The sequence below is a fragment of the Cupriavidus sp. UME77 genome (genome assembly GCF_014170355.1).
Taxonomy (GTDB): Bacteria; Pseudomonadota; Gammaproteobacteria; order Burkholderiales; family Burkholderiaceae; genus Cupriavidus; species Cupriavidus basilensis.
The window spans coordinates 1-15,817 of sequence record NZ_LZZU01000075.1 but is presented as its reverse complement, the minus strand read 5'-3'; the positions used below and the strand labels follow the sequence as shown (position 1 = coordinate 15,817).

The window sequence follows — 15,817 nt, the reverse complement described above, 5'->3', positions numbered from 1 at the left end:
GCATGCAGATCTTGTATGACCGCACGCAGCCGAAGTGGTCCCGGTACAGCAGATGGCGGCGAGCGAGGACCTACGGTCGAGGGCAGCGAGATCGAAGTGGAAACAAACCGCCTGTATCGGGTAGTGACAGGCACCGAGGTCATCCAGCGCGCGCCTGGGCCGGCCATCCTGACGCCGGGGGCTTCCTGGCATGCGCGCGGAGCTAACCGGGGGCGGCCACTGTGAAATCAAGATGGCAAGAGATGTAGCCCGCTCAGTCATTTGATCAGCGGACATCGTTCGCGGATTTGGCCGTTGGTTGCTTGATCGGCGGCGGAGGCGGCAACGTTGGGATCGGCGGGAGCCCGCGGAGAGATTCTGGGGGGATTGGCGGTAGCGAAGCTCTTGGCTGATCTTCACTAGGCTCTTCCGTCACCGCGCGAGCTTTGACAGATTGCTGTAACTCTCTGATCTCATCCGCGCTTAGCTGTATCGGTTGCGGCAATCCCTTCGTAGGCGGAGCGCTTTCTCTTGCAGCTCGGCGTTGCGCCGCAATCTTCGACGCTGACTCCTGCATCGTACTGTCCAAAACCGGTGCGCTCAGTGTATAGAGAGTAATCGCATCGTCAGAGCTAGCCTTAATGAGGTATGGGCCATACAGCACGTCGTCGGCACCTTCAATGTTTATGCCAAGGCTCGTGAACGCATTCCGGCCATCCCTGTCGCCCAACACAGAGATTAATGTCCCATTATCGGAGACGAGATCAGTTGACTTAATACCTAATGGATAGGTCTTCGCGCCCTTCCCGGCAGAGGTCTCGTAGTCGTAAGTGACCGAGTTGGATTCCGTTGTCCTTGATACCTTCGACTTCGATTTGTTGTGGACGCCCATTACGCAAGACACATCAACCTGGACATCAAAGAACGCGATCTTCCCTGCGTTCCTTTTGACGTCGTGTAGGAGGTCGAGCATGTTGGGGTTAGCGCCCGTGTCTTCCTGCGGGCAAAAGGTGTACCAGCCGCTCACGGTTGGCATGCCTGCATCCGGGGAAGGGAACCAGCGGTTCCAGATTTGGGGGACAGTTGTCCCTGAAAGAGTTGCAAGGGTGCCCAGAAAGCCAAGCACACCGACGATCGCACCGACAACTTTGGCGGCCCTCCAGCGGCCAGGTTTAGCCATTACGTCATGGAGCCTGGATCTACCGAGCAGGTAGCTAACGCGCCAACGATCGGAGCGCGATCCTCCATCGAGTGCGCTTGAGACGCGCCAGTACCGACCAGCGTCCGCGATTGCGCGGTCAATGACTCGTGCCGTTACACAGTCCGGACTGTTATAGTGCTTCAGGACAATTCCTTCTTCGTGCCGTCGCCGCAACTCTGACTTAAAAGGACGCAAAATGATTGCTACCGATCCATCGGCAATTGATTGCGCAATCGTTAGGGATGCCCCGCCTTCTACGGCTAGGCCTGTGCCGGACAACGAGTTTCCGATGGGATGATTTCCAGGATAGAGGGTTACCGAGCGTCGCTCGGCATCATGCTTGACGTACAAGAATTCCGCGAAAGCACCCAAAAAGCCTTGCGACGCAGTCACTTCAAATTTCCCGACCACGAGCTCAACTAGCACGCAGCTCCAATTAAGCATTCGATACCAGCGTTGATCCGCTCGCCTTTGAGCATCGTTCATTTTTTTCTAAAAGTCCGAAAAATTCGCAGTTAGCGTCCTGCCTCGGTGACCCACCGACAACGCCAAAGTGACGAATTATATAAAAATTGTGAGTCAGAAGCCTACCAGCCACTGATCTCTCGCCTCAAGTCAAGTGGTTCGTTGTTCATGGCTGGTAAAAATCCAGTGAGTCTGGGCCAGGCCCGGAGGTTTAACGCCGGGGAGCTGCCTCGGTCTAGATTCGAGGGTTGTGCTGTTTCCAGTTGCCTCCTAGGTGTGGGCTAGGATTCTCCACCGCTGCCGGCCCTGGCCCAGATGCACTGGCCTTTCCTTCGCAGACAAACTGACACTTTCGCTTCGCTGTCCGCGAAGGAAAAAGTGTCACCGCTGCACTATAGGCAGGCCCTTCCCGGCTGTTTTCCAGTGACACTTTCAGTTTGTTCGACGTCCGGCTTGCGTACGAAAGTCCTTTGCGCATACGGACCGCCGAGGCACGAGTTCAAATCACAGCGAGCGCGACTAGCTTGTCCCAGCTTGCAGCGCATCCAGCCGCCGCCGCATCTCGCCGGCGCGGTTCCGCAGTTCTGCCATCTCCGGTTGCAGCAGTTTTTCCAGCGGCGTCAATCCGTCCTGCCCGCGGCTGCCGAGGTGCCTCGCCACGAACTCGATCGCGGCCTCGGTCTGCGCGAGGCGGCGGCCGTAGACCGGCTCGTGGTGGGCGATGCGGTTCCGGGTCTGGTAGATCGATTCGAGATGGCTGGCCACGGCCGCGCGCGAGATCGCTTTGTCCGGGAAGACGCGCTTGAGCGCCGGCTTCCACAGCGCGTGGTCGTAGTCGGCTGAGAAAAGGCGTTTCCAGAAATACATCGTCAATTGCGCCACCACCTGCCCCATCGGGACCGGGATCGCGGCCTGCCTGACCCTGGACAATTGCTCATGGGGAATGCCGTTGGGAGCGATACCACCCCGGCTTCGGAAGGCAGCCGCGTCGAGTTGGCGCTTTTGCTCCTGGGTCAGCTTGGCATAGGCGGCCTTCTGCGCGCTTTTCTCAGCCTGAACGATCTTGTCTCGTTCCTCCGCCCCCCAGGCAAACGCGCCACTCGGGCCGCGCAGCCAGTCGGCGACGCCGAAGTGGTCAGTCAGCCGGTCGCAGACCGCATTGCGCAGCGCGATCTCGACCACCGCCGTGACCGTCATCAACGAGGCGGCAAGCCGCAACATCTCCTGGTGCAGGGCAATGGCGCCGCGGTTGGACCCCACCAGCCGCTCGAAAGTGCTGAGTTTCTCACTTGATAGGAGGACAGCTACTGCAGCCAGTTCCTCGTCGGATAGGTGGTCCATTGACTTGGTATAGAAAATCTTCGATAATCGCAGGTGAAAAGTTGGGATCAGTGTCGGCAGCTATCTTCGGGTGGGCGGACCCCCAACTTCCTGCTTTGGGGGCGCTCTGCGGAGCGCCCTTTTCTATTTTGGCCTCGCGTTACGACACGCCCAGATAGGCGCCGATCGCCTTTGCTACGCCGCCGGCTAGCGCCTCCACGCCCACGCCGGCGGCGCCTTCGATGGCCTTGCCCGCCAGCCTGCCCATCCACGACTGTGGCTTGCCTTCCAGTCCGGTCCCCTTCGCCCTCGCCTCGTCCAAGTCGGCTTGCAATCCGGCGAGGTCCGCTTCCTTAAGTCCCAGTGACAAAAGCTGCTGCCGCAGCGCGTCCCAGTCGCCCGCGCCCACGGCCACCTGGGCGGTCTGGGTAAAGCCGGTGCCGCCGTTTGCCACGTTGCCCACGCTGCCGGCGATGTTGGTATTGAAGATCTGGGTCAATCGTTCCTCGCTGATTGGTTTGGTGCCCATGGGAAGTTCACCGGCATTCGGGCTGACCTTCTCAATGTCAATCGCATAGCCGAGCACCGCATTCTTGACCGCATCCAGTAGCCGGTCAATGGCGCCGATCGGCAACTCCTGCCATGCCGCATGGCACTGCATCCCGCTTGCGATCTTCGATCCATACTTGATGGCCGCCCCGATGTCCCATGGCAAGTGCACGCTGCCGGCCTTGTCACCCTGAACCAGATTCTCGTAGCTGCTGATTGCGCCCCCGAGTCGAGCGACGCGGTAGTGGTCGCGGAGGGCTTCCGGCAACACGCTCACCGGGATTTGCAGGTGGGAGGCCTGGCCGGCCATGCCGGCGAAGTTTCCATAGGAATATGTCGGGGTCACCCGATAAGGCGGAAGATCAACGCCGTTCGGATATCCGTTCAATTCCCACTCCACCCACTGCGCCAAGTGAGCATGATCGAGGCGTGCGGCAAGCAGCTTGCATTTGCGCAGCAAGGACGAAACGCTGGTGGCGGCCTCGATGGCTTCGGCCTGGATGCTGCGAATCAACGACATGCCCATCTCCCGCCGATTGGATTGCCGATTGTACCTGCCAACATGCTCCCCAACGTACACCGACACAGCGATACCATTTTCCCACTACATGATAATTACTATTATCATGTAGTGGGAAAATGCGCATACAGGAACCTGCGAAAGCGAAAATCGTCCTCCCGGGCCTCGACAGCGCAGTCGATTTCCTCTGCATCGAGATACCCCAATATTGAAATCGAGCTGACATAAACCTCAAATCTAGATCAATGTCCTATTATATTTAAGGCTCATCGATAATAACTCGCATGGCGATACGGCTGAATCGCCCGCTTTGCCTCAGCGAGGATCAAAGCAACTTTTCCCCGAGCTGGTAGCACTGATCTTTCACGATCATTCAGCTGATAAATGCCGGCAATGGTCGATCTAAATGGTATCTGATAGCTATCAGATACCCCTCTTCTGTGCGCTCACGGACATCCACGCGGCTGCGAATCGTCCGGTGCGGCACAGCTTTAGGACTCTCAAGGACCTACTGGCGAATCCTGGCCGTCCCTCCGCTAGACGCGGAATTGTTCCACCGTCTGCCACGGAGCCAGGGTAGTTATCAGGCCCCGCAGGCTTGGCCTGCAAGACGAGGCCGGATATAGGCCTGCAGCCATTTACCTGTCGAGTGTCATGCCAAATCTACCTAGCAAGCTGGGACGCGTTCATACCATCCCTAACCGTCTCCGAGCGTCATCGACCGGCGATGCGAAGGTATTCCGATCTGGGTGTGAGTTGGCTGCCTTCCTGTGCCTTGTGCCGCAGCAGACCGGCACCGGCGGCAAAGTGCGGCTGGGTGGGATCAGCAAACGTGGCGATCCCTATTTGCGGACCCACGTGGCGCCCAGCGCTAGCCCCGTGAGCATATCGATGCCTGGAATGGCTGCAATCTTTTGGCAAGCCTGCAGCTGCTTTTGCCAGCCGACCAATCGTCGCTCGATCCTTCCGATCTCCTCGTCCAACCGGTCAATGCGTGTGAGTTGCTCCTGCAACGCACTGAATAGCCATCCTGGTACCGCTTGTTCCACTTCATCAAGACGAAGCCGGATCTCGGCCAGACCCGCCTGGTGCCCAGTCTTGAAGCTGATGCCGTACTCGTATAGCACTCCTTGTAACGGATTGATCTGCATTGTGCGCATCTTATTGGCAGCGCTCTCATGCTCGGCTCCCCGGAGGGACGCGTTCATACCATCTCTTAGAAGTGTCCAAGCGCCTGGACGATATCGTCAACGATTTGTCGCGGCACGCTCGCAGCGGCAGCGAACTCAGGCCACCGTGCCGCGGCCGCGCGGACGTCGGCTACGATGTCCTTGCACACGCCGAGCAGCTCGAGCGGTCTCATAGTTAGTGGGCAAACGGAGGCGGAGTACTGCCAATGCGGGCTGGCCCTACTCGGCGATGGCCTATGACTATACGAAATTCGCCGGGCGGGCGAGGGCGGCGCGCAAGCACCGGCTGGCGGCGCTGCCTCAAGCTTGACATCGGCGATAATCGCAGCGCACCGGCATGACGAAGTATCGAACGGTCGTGCCCGTATCCCGTATTTGAATCTGGAGGACGCCATGCGTGACATCATCGACGGCTTTCTGCGCTTTCAGCGCGACGTCTATCCTCAACGAGTCGAGCTTTTCAAGCAACTCGCAACGACACAAAATCCGAAGGCGCTGTTCGTCACCTGCTCCGACAGTCGGGTTGTGCCCGAGCTCCTCACCCAGCGTGAGCCGGGAGAACTGTTCGTCATTCGCAATGCCGGGAACATTGTGCCGTCCTACGGTCCGGAACCTGGTGGCGTTTCGGCCACCGTCGAGTATGCGGTCGCGGTCCTGGGCGTGCAGGACATCGTGATCTGCGGGCACTCCGACTGTGGCGCGATGGGCGCGATCTCGCGTTGCACTTGTCTTGATCACCTGCCGGCAGTTGCGAACTGGTTGCGTCATGCAGATGCCGCGAAAGCAATCAACGCGGCATATCAGTTCGATACGCCTCGCGCTAAGCTTGACGGTCTCGTCAGAGAGAACGTGATCGCGCAGTTGGCCAATCTACGCACCCATCCGTCCGTGGCACTTGCACTCGAGCAGGGGCGCATGAATTTGCACGGATGGGTTTACGACATCGAGAAGGGTAGCATCGATGCCCTTGACGGCCCGACACGACGATTCGTACCGCTCGCCGAGTCGCCGGCCACAGTTGCCGTGGCTTCGCGCAATCACGGACAGGTGTGAGACTCACTGAGCCATATCGAGCGAGTTGGATCGAGTGGGAAGGGCTCAAGCGTTACCTAACCCTGAAATGTTCCACCGTCTGCCCCCGCAATGCCGATGTGCATCTCGCCGCGCAGGTCCGCCCTACTACCGCCCAGTACTTCCGAACGGAGATGCTGATCGACGCGCCAGTACAGCATCGTCAACGCCGCACTGCTGGGGCATCGACTACCGCATGCCGCCGGAGCACCCGTATCCGGCCGCGCTGGATGACTGCCTGGCTGTGTACCGTCGGCTTCTGCAACAGTATCCGGCGCAATTTGATCATCGGCGGACGGTCCGCCGGCGGCAATCCGGCCGCCGTACAGCTGCGTACGCGTGACGAAGCCCTGCCGCTACCGGGGGCGCAGGTGCTGCTATCGCCAGAAGTGCATCTGACCGGCCGACCTGGCCCATCCCTATCTGTCGCCGCTATTCGGCGATTTTCCAAGGGCTTTGTGCCGGCCTTTATCCAGAGCCGCACGCGCGACCTATCGCTGTCGAACGTTGTACGCTTGCACCGCGCTCTGCTCCGCGCCGGTGTTCGCTGCGAGCTGCACATTTTCGAGGCCATGCCCCACGGCGGTTTCATGGACGCGCCGGAAGACCGAGATCTGGGAGCTGCGTGCGGAAGTGGCCCGCCTTATTCGCACCAATCTGCCAGGCGCGAGCTGAGCCTGGCGGGCGTTTCGGGCCGGTGGGGTAGCCCTCCGCACCGCCTCATGTATTCATTGCCGTGGCGACAGTCCCGAGCAGGGATCAGCTCGGCAACGCGTCGCGCTATGATGCGTCTCCACCGCATCGGCAACGGGCACCGCAAGGCCGCGCGCCACTGTCCATTTTTCTGGCGTGGATTGACCCGATCAATGAAGAAGGAATGCGTCATGGCGCTCGAAAAACCTCCATTGCACTCTGTCTGGCAAAACGACCAGGGAGACGCATTCATCGTCCTTGACGTGTTTGACCCAGCAGAAGACGACGAGATGGGCGAAGACGACTATCTGCCCGGCCACTACCTCGTAACATTTGTTGATTACGACTAGCGCAACGAGGCCGATGTCTATGGGGAGGAATTCGACAACGAGCAATGGACGGCGCTGGTTAGGTCGCTTGACCTCAAGCAGAGTGGCGTGCAGCCCGGCGATTACGCAATTTGACACATTACCGCCAGCGCGCGGTTTTGCGCGCCGTGCATTCGCCAGCACCGCCCTCACCTGTTCCAGCGCTGCGAAGGCCGCCGCGTCGTTTTGCAGTGTGCGCTTGGCGATTTCGCTCACGCCGGCTGGCCGGCCGATCTTCCAGGAACAGGTGATGCAGGTGGCCATGCTCGCGGCCGGCTTCTCGGCTGGCGAGGCTGCCCAACTGCGCCGGGCCATGGCGGCCCGGAAGCGCAAGGGTGGGCTGGAGCGTTACTACGATCGCATCGTCTCCGGCATGCTGGAACGTGGAAAAGCAGCCGCAATTTCTGCTAGCTTGCCAGGCCGCAATCGAAGCGGCGCCGATTTTTCCGAGGACGGCAGGTAGTGGGCTAGCCGCCATCGGACATCGCTCGTGATCTCGGCAGATTGCTCTTTTCTTTCACTAACGCGAAGACGCTTATAAGCCGACCACCCAATCAACGAACTAGGAAAAGATTGTGAACAGTATCCGCAACGGCTGGTTGGGGTGGGCGGCATGCCTACTCGGAAGGCACAAATGGGAGCAAGGGCCTCACTATCATTACATTCTGAATGACAGTGGCTACAGCTTCTACCAGTGTGCTCGCTGTGGTAGGTCACAGACCACGCGTTGAACGAGTCGGAAAAGACAGCATGCGAATACTACTTTCTTCTGCGATCCACCTCGCGGGCCTTGCCGGAGGACTTCTGGCTATATGGCAAGTGGTACGGTTTTGCCAACGCTCGATCGGAACGGCGCAACCATTCGGCCTATTGGCATCATTCAGAGTTGGCCGCTGACCTTGCCTCGCTAGATCCGACGGGCGCTGGCTCACTGACCAACGTGACAAGGCGCTTCCAAATGCCTGCCCTGTAGCCAGCCTGCCAGCTCAGGCAACCAGGTTGCGTAAGCCCTCGCCCGCCTGCCAGCGCCTCAAGTTGTCCAGAAAGATGCCCACCACGCGCGCGGCATTCCCATCCGAGAAGCCCGCGCTATGCGGCGTTGCAATGACGTTGGGCAACGTCCACAGCGGGGAATCCGCCGGCAGTGGCTCGTGCGCGAACACATCCAGATAGGCGCCAGCGAGGCGTCCGGCTCGCAGCGCCTCGATCAGCGCGGACTCGTCCACCAACTCGCCGCGCGCCACGTTGACCAGCCTGGCACCCACAGGCAGCAATGCTAGCGCGGCGGCATCCACCAGCCCGTGCGTTTGCGGCGTCAGCGGACACGCCAGCAATAGCCAGTCGGTACGCAGCAGCACGCTGCGCACCGCATCGAATGCCACCGTCTCATAGCCAGGGCCGGCCGGCACGGCGCTCTGCCGTACCACGATCACCTTCATCCCCAGCGTTTGCAGCAGCCTGCCGAGCAGTTGCCCTATCGGGCCCCAGCCGACGATGGTGGCGGTCTGTCCGGCTAAGTCGCGTGGCAGGCCCGAGCCGATCAGGGGGGCCCACACGCTATCACGCTGCGCGGCCAGCATCTGGGGGAAATGCCGCGCCAGTGCCAGCAACCCGGCCAGCGCGGTCTGCGCCACCACGCCCGCGTTGGCGCCTGACGAAGTCGTCACCGTCACGCCGCGCGCGCGCAACACGCCAAAGATCGCGCGGTCCGCACCGGCCGAATGGGTATGAACCCAGCGCAGTCCGGGGCTTGCCAGCATGGCGTCATAGAAGCGCCGGGTAGCGGGCAGAATTTCATGCTTGGTGGACAGGCCAGTGACGTCGCGCGAGACAAAGGCAATATCGGCATCCGGTTCGGATGACACGGCTGCGCCTTGCCCGGACGGCGCTACCACCGGCACGAAAACCGCTCCGCCAAGCGCGGCGCCGATATCCGCGCCATATTGCTGCAAGGCCGCCTCCGACAGCAGAATCCGCAAGGGTTGCGCGGTTGCAGGGATACTAGTATTCATGTTCATGCTTATTCCAGAGAAGCACCCGACTCGCGCACCACCACTTTCCATTTCGCGTATTCCTTGTGCGTGAACTTGCCGAACTGCTCCGGTGAGCCACCCACGGGATCGGCCCCTTCCCGCACCATCTGAGCCTGCAGCGAAGGCAGGGCCTCATTGATTGCGTGGTTCAGCTTGGCGATCACAGGCTTGGGTGTGCCCTTGGGCGAGAACACGCCAAACCAGGAGCCAGCTTCGAAGCCGGGGAAGCCTTTTTCCGCCACGGTGGGCACATCTGGCAGCGACTGCGAACGGTGCGCACTGCTCACCGCCAGCGCGCGTAACTTGCCGACCTTGATATGGGCGATGACCGACGGGATCGTGGCAAACATGAACTGAACCCGACCGGACAGCAGATCGTTGAGTGCATCGGCGCCCTTGTATGGGATATGGGTAGCCTCGGTCCCGATACGCTGAGTCAGCATGAAGCTGGAAAGCTGCGACGACGTACCCACACCGGTGGAACTGTAGTTGAGTTTGCCGGGGTTGGCCTTGGCGTAGGCGACGAACTCCTCGAAACTCTTGGCCGGCAGTGAGGGATGCACCACCAGCACGTTGGGCACGTCGGCAATCTGCACCACCGGCACCAGGTCGGTGAGCGGATCGTAGTTCAGGCGCTTGTAGAGCGTCTGGTTGATCGAGATCGGGCCAACCGAGGTGACCAGCAGCGTGTAGCCATCGGCCGGCGCGCGCACCACGGCCTCGGTGCCGATATTGCCGCCAGCGCCCGGACGGTTGTCGACCACAAACGATTGCTTGAAGCGCTGGGCCAGCACCTGGCTAACGCTGCGCGCCAGGATATCGGTGGTGCCGCCGGCGGTGAACGCCACCACCACGCGCACCGGTTTGGCGGGGTAGTCATTGCCGGCGGCTTGGGCGTTGACGGCCCCGACGCACGTCAGCAAGCCAGCGAAGGCGGTCAGCGCCGCGCGAGCCCGCCCCGCGGCGGACCGCGATGCGAGGGTCGTGGAAATGGTTGGAGCAAAACAATGCATGGTGTCTCCTATGGATGGCCGGCGTCGGGACGCGCCGCGTCCGCCGTGTGTTCTGCATGACCGGCGTCGCCGAAGCCGGCACCGCCGGGTGTGAAGGGCCTGGGGGCTAAGCGTTCGCTTAGCCGAAGCCGTACAGTCGCGCCGGGTTGCTCACCAACACGCGTTGGCGCGCCTCGGCATCCGGTAGCCACCGCGGCAGCAGGTTGAACAGCATGCCGTCGTCGGGCACCTGGCGCGCCTCGAAGTAATTGATATGCGGCCAGTCCGATCCCCACACCACGCGCTCTGGATTGGCCGCGAGCAGCGCGGCGGCGAATGGATCGACATCGGCATAGGGTGCACCCGCCGCGCTCAGGCGATCGGCCCCTGATATCTTGGTCCACGCCGCACCCTCGGCCAGCAGCGCGCACAGCGACTGGAAGCCTGGATCGGCCACGCCGCGCGCAGTGGACATGCGGCCCATGTGGTCGATCACCAGCGGCACGCCTAGCGCGCGCAGGCGCGGGGCAAGCGCGGGCAGGTCCGGCGCGTGGATCCAGATCTGCGCGTGCCAGCCGCGCTCGGCCAGGTGCGGCGCGAGCGCTTCCAGCACCTCAAGCCCCACGCCGTTGCGGTACACCGCGTGGCCTTCCACCTGGTACAGGTTAATGCGGATGCCACGCACGCCGGCCGCGTGCCAGTCGTCCAGTTCGGCATCGCTGGTATCGGGCGCCGGCACGGCGATGCCGCGCAGGCGGTCCGGGTAGCGCCGCAGTGCCTCCAGCACGGAGCCGTTGTCGGTGCCGCAGGCGCTGGCGGTGACCAGCACGCCGCGCGCGAGACCGAGCTGCTCCAGGTGAGCGATGAATGCCTCGGCCGGGTGCTCGGCGGGTGTATAGCTGCGCTCGGCGGCCAGTGGAAAGCGCTGGTAAGGCCCGAACACATGGGCGTGGCTGTCGCAGGCGCCGGCAGGGACACGGAAGGTAGGCGCAGTGAAATGGTCCAGCGGAGGCAGGCAGGGTCGGCTCATGATGGTGGCAGTTTTTGGGGGCAAGATACGGCTTAGTCGGCTTTCAGCCGCCCGGAAGCGGCCAGCGCCTGCGCACGCACATCCTCGCGCTGCAGTGTTTGCAGCAGCTCCTGGGGGCTCGAGCTGCGCGCCACGCTGCCGACGTTCAGCAGCCGGCTCTTGACGCTGTCCTCGGCCAGTGCCTTGCGCAGCGCCTTGCTGAGCGTCTCGATGGCTGCGGCCGGCGTCCCCGCCGGCGCCAGCAAGCCGGTTGCGGTAGTGGCTTCGAAATTCGCCAGGCCGGCCTCGCGCAAGGTCGGCACGGTAGGCAGGGTGGCGTCCCGCTCGCGCGACATCACCGCCAGCACGCGAAGTGCACCGGACTGGATATGCGGCGCGGAACTGGTGAGCTGGTCCACCACCATATCGATCTGCCCGCCCATCAGGTCCATCAGCGCGGGGGCCGACCCCTTGTACGGCACTTCGTTGAGCTTGATGCCGGCCGCGTCTTCCAGCTGCAGCGTGGCCACGTGGTTGGTGGTTCCGGGCCCAGCATGGCCAGCGGCAACCTTGCCGGGGTTGGCCCGTGCATAGGCCAGCAGCGCCTTGACATCCGCGAAGCGTTTGTCGCTGCCCTTGACCACGATCACCAGTGTGGTGGTAGACACCAGCCCGACCGGCTGGAAGCTCGCCAGGCTGAAGGTGGTACGGGTCATGCGCGGCAATACGACGATGGCGTTCGGCGTCGTCACCAGCAGCATGCTGCCGTCGGCCTCGGCGCGGGACACCGCGGACGCGCCTAGCACGCCGCCTGCCCCTGGCCGGTTGTCGACGATCACATTGCGCCCCAGCTCCTGTTCCAGGGCCGGCGCCAGCGCGCGCGCCACCACGTCGAGATTGCCGCCGGGGGCGAACGGCACTACTAGGGTCACCGGCTTGTTCGGCATCGCCTGGGCACGGGCGGCTGCGACCCACGGGGCAACGCCGAGCGCCAGTACCTGCGCCAGCATGTGTCTTCTGTTCATCTTGTCTCTCCGTCCGTCTTTTATTTCTATATCTTGCCGCTGCGGGGCACCGGAGCCTGGCGTCAGTCGCGGAAGCTCGGATCCAGCCGGTCCAGCTTGCGCAGCAGCGCCGGCCACTCCATCACACCGTAGGGGCGGCGCGTCCCAGGCTGGTAGTTGTTCCAGGTTTCCTGCAGCACGTCGGCTCCCACCTCGCGCAGCGGCGTGTTGCACGACATCGCGCCGATCTGCGCGCGGCAGGCCAGCTCCAGCCGGTGCATCCAGTTGAAGGCTTCACCCACGGTATTGCCCACGGTGAGCGCGCCGTGATTGCGCAGGATCAGGGCCTCGCCCTTGCCGAGGTCTTCCAGCAGAGAAGCCTGCTCGGCGGTGTCGAGCACCACGCCCTGGTAGTCGTGATAGCCGATCTTGAGGAAGCGCATGGCGGTCTGCGTCAGCGGCAGCAGCCCGCAGGCCAGCGACGACACGGCCATGGAGGCCCAGCTATGCGTGTGGATCACGCAGGCCACTTCCGGGCGCGCTTCGTGCACGGCGCTGTGGATCACGTAGCCGGCCTTGTTGATGCCGTAGTTGAGCGCGCCAAAATCCGGCTTGGCGAGAATGTTGCCGGCATGGTCCACCTTGATCAGGCTGGAGGCGGTGATCTCCTCGTACATCATGCCGTAGGCGTTGATCAGGAAGGCGCCGTCCTCGCCCGGCACGCGCACCGAGATATGGTTAGCCATCATGTCGGCCATGCCGTACAGCTCCACCAGCCGGTAGCAGGCGGCCAGGTCCACGCGCGCCTGCCATTCGGCGTCGGTGCACTGGTCCCGCATCGAGGAAATGGCGAGGATGCCGGGCTTTATCATGAGGTTCTCCTTGGTCCTTTGAATGCTTGATGGTCAGTCCGAGCCAAGCGCCAGGTTGCTGGGCCGGCCTTTTTCGATATTCCACTTGAGCAGCGCCGCGCTGCGGTAGATGCCGTGCGCGAACTTGCCGTAAGGCAACGTCAGGAACAACGCCATCACCACGCCCAGGTGCACCGCCAGCAGCAGCGCCATGGCCGCGGTGTCGCGCCAGGCCAGCAGCGCCAGCCCGGTCAGGCTGGTGAAGAACAGCAGCGCGATAAAGCCGCGGTCCATTGGCTTCTGGGCGGCATCGCCGGTGCGCGGGTCGCGCTTCAGGTTGAGCCAGAGCAGGCCCGCCGGGCCAATCAGCAAGCCGATGCCGCCGGCCGTGCCCAGCAGCACCGGCAGGCTGGTGGGCGCATACGGTGCGTGCAGGCCCAGCAGGTAGTGGTACAGCGTGGCGACCGCCGTGGCGGCAAAGCACAGCATGAAGCCATAAAACGTGAAATGGTGGAAGCGCCGGCGCCACAGGGTGAACGCGTCGTCCGCGTTGTTGCAGCCCTGGCCGTGGCCGCCGCCCAGGTAGCGCAGCCGCAATGCATCATGCGCCGCGCCGCCGATGGCCGGGCCGCGCGCCTCGCCCTGCAGCTCGCCGGGCGAGACCCTGCGCCAGAAACGCGTCACGCCCACGCCCAGCGCCAGCACCGCGCAGCCGAACACCAGGCCGAACATCGCCGCCAGCAAGTTGTGCGGGAAGATGGCGTAGAAGTTGCCGGCCAGCGGTGCGTGCAGCAGGCTGCCACGCATGGCAAGCACCATCACCAGGAACAACGCCAGCCCGGCTGCCAGCGCCAGCGCGGTGGCCAGGCCGGCGCGGCGGTACAGGCCACCGAGGGCGGCGGGCCAGGCGTAGTCGGAGTATGTCTGGACACGCACCTTGGCCATGGCCTGCGGCACGTTGACCGCAAACTCGTGCGGCGGCGCGTACTGGCAGGCGTGGTAGCAAGCGCCGCAGTTGTGGCACAGGTTGGACAGGTAGTGGATATCGGCCTTGCCGAACTCCAGCCGGCGCGTCATGGCGGGAAACACCGCACAAAAGCCTTCGCAATAACGGCAGGCATTGCAGATCTGCATGACGCGGCCGACCTCGGCCTCGTCCCCGGTGAGCGGCAGCACGCCCTGGGCCAGCGCCGCCGCTTCGCGCGTCAGCGCTTCAAGATGTTGCATGCTGTTTTTCCTGGAATACGTTGTGACCGGGCCGCCCGAGCGCGGCGGCGGCGGCCTGGGTGCCGGCGATGCGCCCGAAGGCGGTGCCGATGGCCATGCCGACACCTGCCGTATAGCCCTTGCCGAGCACGTTGCCGGCCATCATCTCGCCAGCCACGAACAGGTTGGCGCTGGGCTTGCCGCCGAAGTGCACGGCGGCGTGCTCGTTCACCTTGAGGCCGAGGTAGGTAAAGGTGATGCCGGGGCGCAGGGCATAGCCGAAGAACGGTGCGGTATCGATCGGCCGCGCCCAGTGGGTCTTGGCCGGGGCAATGCCCTCGGTGTGGCAGTCGTCCAGCACGGTGTGGTCGAAGGTGCCGACGCGGCACGCCGCGTTGTAGTCCGCGATGGTGCGCATGAAGGTGGCCTCGCCCAGCCCGAGCTGGCGCGCCAGTTCCGGCAGCGTGTTGGCGCGCACGCCCGGGAATACCGGCGGCATGAAGCGGCCCACGGCCTTGGCGTCGATGATCGAATAGCCGATCTGCCCGGGCTGCTGCGCGACCAGCCGCCCCCAGATGGCGTAGCGCTTGGGCCAGAAATCCTCGCCTTCGTCGTAGAAGCGCTCGGCATTGCGGTTAAGCATCACGCCCAGCGAGACGCAGTCCACCCGGGTGCAGATGCCGCCGTCGTACAGCGGCGCGCGCGCGTCGATGGCCACGCAGTGCGATTGGGAAGGGTCGCCGATGGCGTCCGCTCCGGCTTCGATCATGAACTTGAGCAGCACGCCCATGTTGAAGCGCGTACCGCGGATCAGGAAGTTGTCGGCCGGCCAGTCACCGTCGGCGTTCTGGCCCCAGGCCTCGCGCAGCCATGCGCGGTTGGACTCGAAGCCGCCGGCGGCCAGCACGCAGCTGCGCGCCTCGATGCGCTCGCTGCCGATGCGGGCGGCCTTGAAGCGGTCGCCGTCCATCTCGATGGCGTCCACCGGGGCGTTGTAGCGCACCTTGACGCCAAGGGCTTCGGCGCTGCGGAAGTACGCGTTGACCAGCGCCTTGCCGCCGCCCATGAAGAAGGCATTGGTGCGCGCCACATGCAGCGCGCCTGACAGCGGCGGCTGGAAGTGCACGCCGTGGCTGCGCATCCAGTCGCGGCAGGTCGACGAGGCGCGAATGGCCAGGCGAGCCAGCCGCTCGTCGGTCAGGCCGCCGGTGACCTTGAGCAGGTCTTGCCAGTATTCCTCTTCGGGATAGGCATCGACCAGCACGTCTTGTGGCGCGTCGTGCATGCAGCGCAGATTGCGGGTGTGCTGCGAGTTGCCGCCGCGCCACTCGCACGGGGCGGCTTCCAGCAGCAGCACGCTGGCGCC

At 63.2% G+C, this 15,817-nt stretch carries 14 protein-coding genes and 2 pseudogenes; 4 read left to right on the top strand and 12 right to left on the bottom strand.

Annotated elements, in window-relative coordinates; genetic code table 11:
* Positions 1–265 precede the first annotated feature (265 nt).
* From A9975_RS29690 to A9975_RS29680, 3 genes are all read right to left on the bottom strand, one after another.
* Complete coding sequence (locus A9975_RS29690; RefSeq protein WP_183035865.1) at positions 266–1,606, bottom strand: hypothetical protein; 1,341 nt, start codon at positions 1,604–1,606, stop codon at positions 266–268.
* A gap of 558 nt (positions 1,607–2,164) precedes the next feature.
* The gene (locus tag A9975_RS29685; protein WP_183035864.1) at positions 2,165–2,986 is read right to left on the bottom strand and encodes a hypothetical protein; all 822 of its coding nucleotides are present in this window, start codon (positions 2,984–2,986) and stop codon (positions 2,165–2,167) included.
* Positions 2,987–3,125: 139 nt separating this feature from the next.
* A complete protein-coding gene (locus A9975_RS29680; RefSeq protein WP_183035863.1) occupies positions 3,126–4,034 on the bottom strand; it encodes a hypothetical protein in 909 nt (302 codons plus the stop codon).
* Between the two features lie 723 nt (positions 4,035–4,757).
* Here A9975_RS29680 and A9975_RS29675 point away from each other — a divergent pair.
* A pseudogene (locus A9975_RS29675) lies at positions 4,758–4,893 on the top strand (transposase); the annotation flags it as partial.
* On the opposite strand, the gene A9975_RS29670 reads toward A9975_RS29675, so the two are convergent.
* Positions 4,877–5,242 carry a hypothetical protein gene (locus A9975_RS29670; protein ID WP_183035976.1) on the bottom strand — a complete coding sequence of 122 codons (366 nt, stop codon included), beginning with the start codon at positions 5,240–5,242 and terminating at the stop codon, positions 4,877–4,879. The pseudogene A9975_RS29675 and the gene A9975_RS29670 overlap by 17 nt on opposite strands.
* Positions 5,243–5,617: 375 nt before the next feature.
* Between A9975_RS29670 and A9975_RS29665 the strand changes: the two genes are divergently transcribed.
* Together A9975_RS29665 and A9975_RS38665 are read left to right on the top strand one after the other, a co-directional pair.
* On the top strand, positions 5,618–6,277 hold the full coding sequence (locus A9975_RS29665; RefSeq protein ID WP_183035862.1) for a carbonic anhydrase: 660 nt from the start codon (positions 5,618–5,620) through the stop codon (positions 6,275–6,277).
* 67 nt (positions 6,278–6,344) lie between these two features.
* Positions 6,345–6,638 carry an alpha/beta hydrolase fold domain-containing protein gene (locus A9975_RS38665; RefSeq protein ID WP_370565772.1) on the top strand — a complete coding sequence of 98 codons (294 nt, stop codon included), beginning with the start codon at positions 6,345–6,347 and terminating at the stop codon, positions 6,636–6,638.
* Positions 6,639–7,158: 520 nt separating this feature from the next.
* Here the strand turns inward: A9975_RS38665 and A9975_RS38325 are convergent.
* Positions 7,159–7,572 carry a hypothetical protein gene (locus tag A9975_RS38325; protein WP_255503968.1) on the bottom strand — a complete coding sequence of 138 codons (414 nt, stop codon included), beginning with the start codon at positions 7,570–7,572 and terminating at the stop codon, positions 7,159–7,161.
* Positions 7,573–7,579: 7 nt separating this feature from the next.
* Between A9975_RS38325 and A9975_RS38320 the strand changes: the two are divergent.
* Positions 7,580–7,792: pseudogene (locus A9975_RS38320) on the top strand (hypothetical protein); the annotation flags it as partial.
* Between the two features lie 550 nt (positions 7,793–8,342).
* Here the strand turns inward: A9975_RS38320 and A9975_RS29650 are convergent.
* The 7 genes from A9975_RS29650 to tcuA all read right to left on the bottom strand — a co-directional run.
* On the bottom strand, positions 8,343–9,368 hold the full coding sequence (locus tag A9975_RS29650) for a D-2-hydroxyacid dehydrogenase (protein WP_183035968.1): 1,026 nt from the start codon (positions 9,366–9,368) through the stop codon (positions 8,343–8,345).
* 8 nt (positions 9,369–9,376) lie between these two features.
* Positions 9,377–10,402, bottom strand: a complete 1,026-nt coding sequence (locus tag A9975_RS29645; RefSeq protein WP_255503964.1) for a tripartite tricarboxylate transporter substrate binding protein — start codon at positions 10,400–10,402, stop codon at positions 9,377–9,379.
* A 118-nt stretch (positions 10,403–10,520) separates the two neighbouring features.
* The gene (locus A9975_RS29640) at positions 10,521–11,411 is read right to left on the bottom strand and encodes an amidohydrolase (protein WP_183035861.1); all 891 of its coding nucleotides are present in this window, start codon (positions 11,409–11,411) and stop codon (positions 10,521–10,523) included.
* A 32-nt stretch (positions 11,412–11,443) separates the two neighbouring features.
* Positions 11,444–12,415 (bottom strand): tripartite tricarboxylate transporter substrate binding protein, encoded by a 972-nt coding sequence (locus A9975_RS29635; RefSeq protein ID WP_255503963.1) that lies wholly within the window; start codon positions 12,413–12,415, stop codon positions 11,444–11,446.
* A gap of 62 nt (positions 12,416–12,477) precedes the next feature.
* Positions 12,478–13,266: a class II aldolase/adducin family protein gene (locus A9975_RS29630; RefSeq protein ID WP_183035860.1), complete on the bottom strand. Its 789-nt coding sequence runs from the start codon at positions 13,264–13,266 to the stop codon at positions 12,478–12,480.
* A 33-nt stretch (positions 13,267–13,299) separates the two neighbouring features.
* Positions 13,300–14,472 carry a tricarballylate utilization 4Fe-4S protein TcuB gene (gene tcuB, locus A9975_RS29625; RefSeq protein WP_183035859.1) on the bottom strand — a complete coding sequence of 391 codons (1,173 nt, stop codon included), beginning with the start codon at positions 14,470–14,472 and terminating at the stop codon, positions 13,300–13,302.
* Positions 14,459–15,817, bottom strand: a 1,359-nt coding sequence (gene tcuA / locus A9975_RS29620; RefSeq protein WP_183035858.1) for an FAD-dependent tricarballylate dehydrogenase TcuA, incomplete at its 5' end; no start/stop codon positions are given. The genes tcuA and tcuB, both read right to left, overlap by 14 nt.

Coding starts and splice junctions, on each gene's coding strand:
- A9975_RS29685 (WP_183035864.1), bottom strand. CDS start 2,986: ATGGACCACCTATCCGACGAGGAACTGGCTGCAGTAGCTGTCCTCCTA.
- A9975_RS29680 (WP_183035863.1), bottom strand. CDS start 4,034: ATGTCGTTGATTCGCAGCATCCAGGCCGAAGCCATCGAGGCCGCCACC.
- A9975_RS29670 (WP_183035976.1), bottom strand. CDS start 5,242: ATGAACGCGTCCCTCCGGGGAGCCGAGCATGAGAGCGCTGCCAATAAG.
- A9975_RS29665 (WP_183035862.1), top strand. CDS start 5,618: ATGCGTGACATCATCGACGGCTTTCTGCGCTTTCAGCGCGACGTCTAT.
- A9975_RS38665 (WP_370565772.1), top strand. CDS start 6,345: ATGTTCCACCGTCTGCCCCCGCAATGCCGATGTGCATCTCGCCGCGCA.
- A9975_RS29650 (WP_183035968.1), bottom strand. CDS start 9,368: ATGAATACTAGTATCCCTGCAACCGCGCAACCCTTGCGGATTCTGCTG.
- A9975_RS29645 (WP_255503964.1), bottom strand. CDS start 10,402: ATGCATTGTTTTGCTCCAACCATTTCCACGACCCTCGCATCGCGGTCC.
- A9975_RS29640 (WP_183035861.1), bottom strand. CDS start 11,411: ATGAGCCGACCCTGCCTGCCTCCGCTGGACCATTTCACTGCGCCTACC.
- A9975_RS29635 (WP_255503963.1), bottom strand. CDS start 12,415: ATGAACAGAAGACACATGCTGGCGCAGGTACTGGCGCTCGGCGTTGCC.
- A9975_RS29630 (WP_183035860.1), bottom strand. CDS start 13,266: ATGATAAAGCCCGGCATCCTCGCCATTTCCTCGATGCGGGACCAGTGC.
- tcuB (WP_183035859.1), bottom strand. CDS start 14,472: ATGCAACATCTTGAAGCGCTGACGCGCGAAGCGGCGGCGCTGGCCCAG.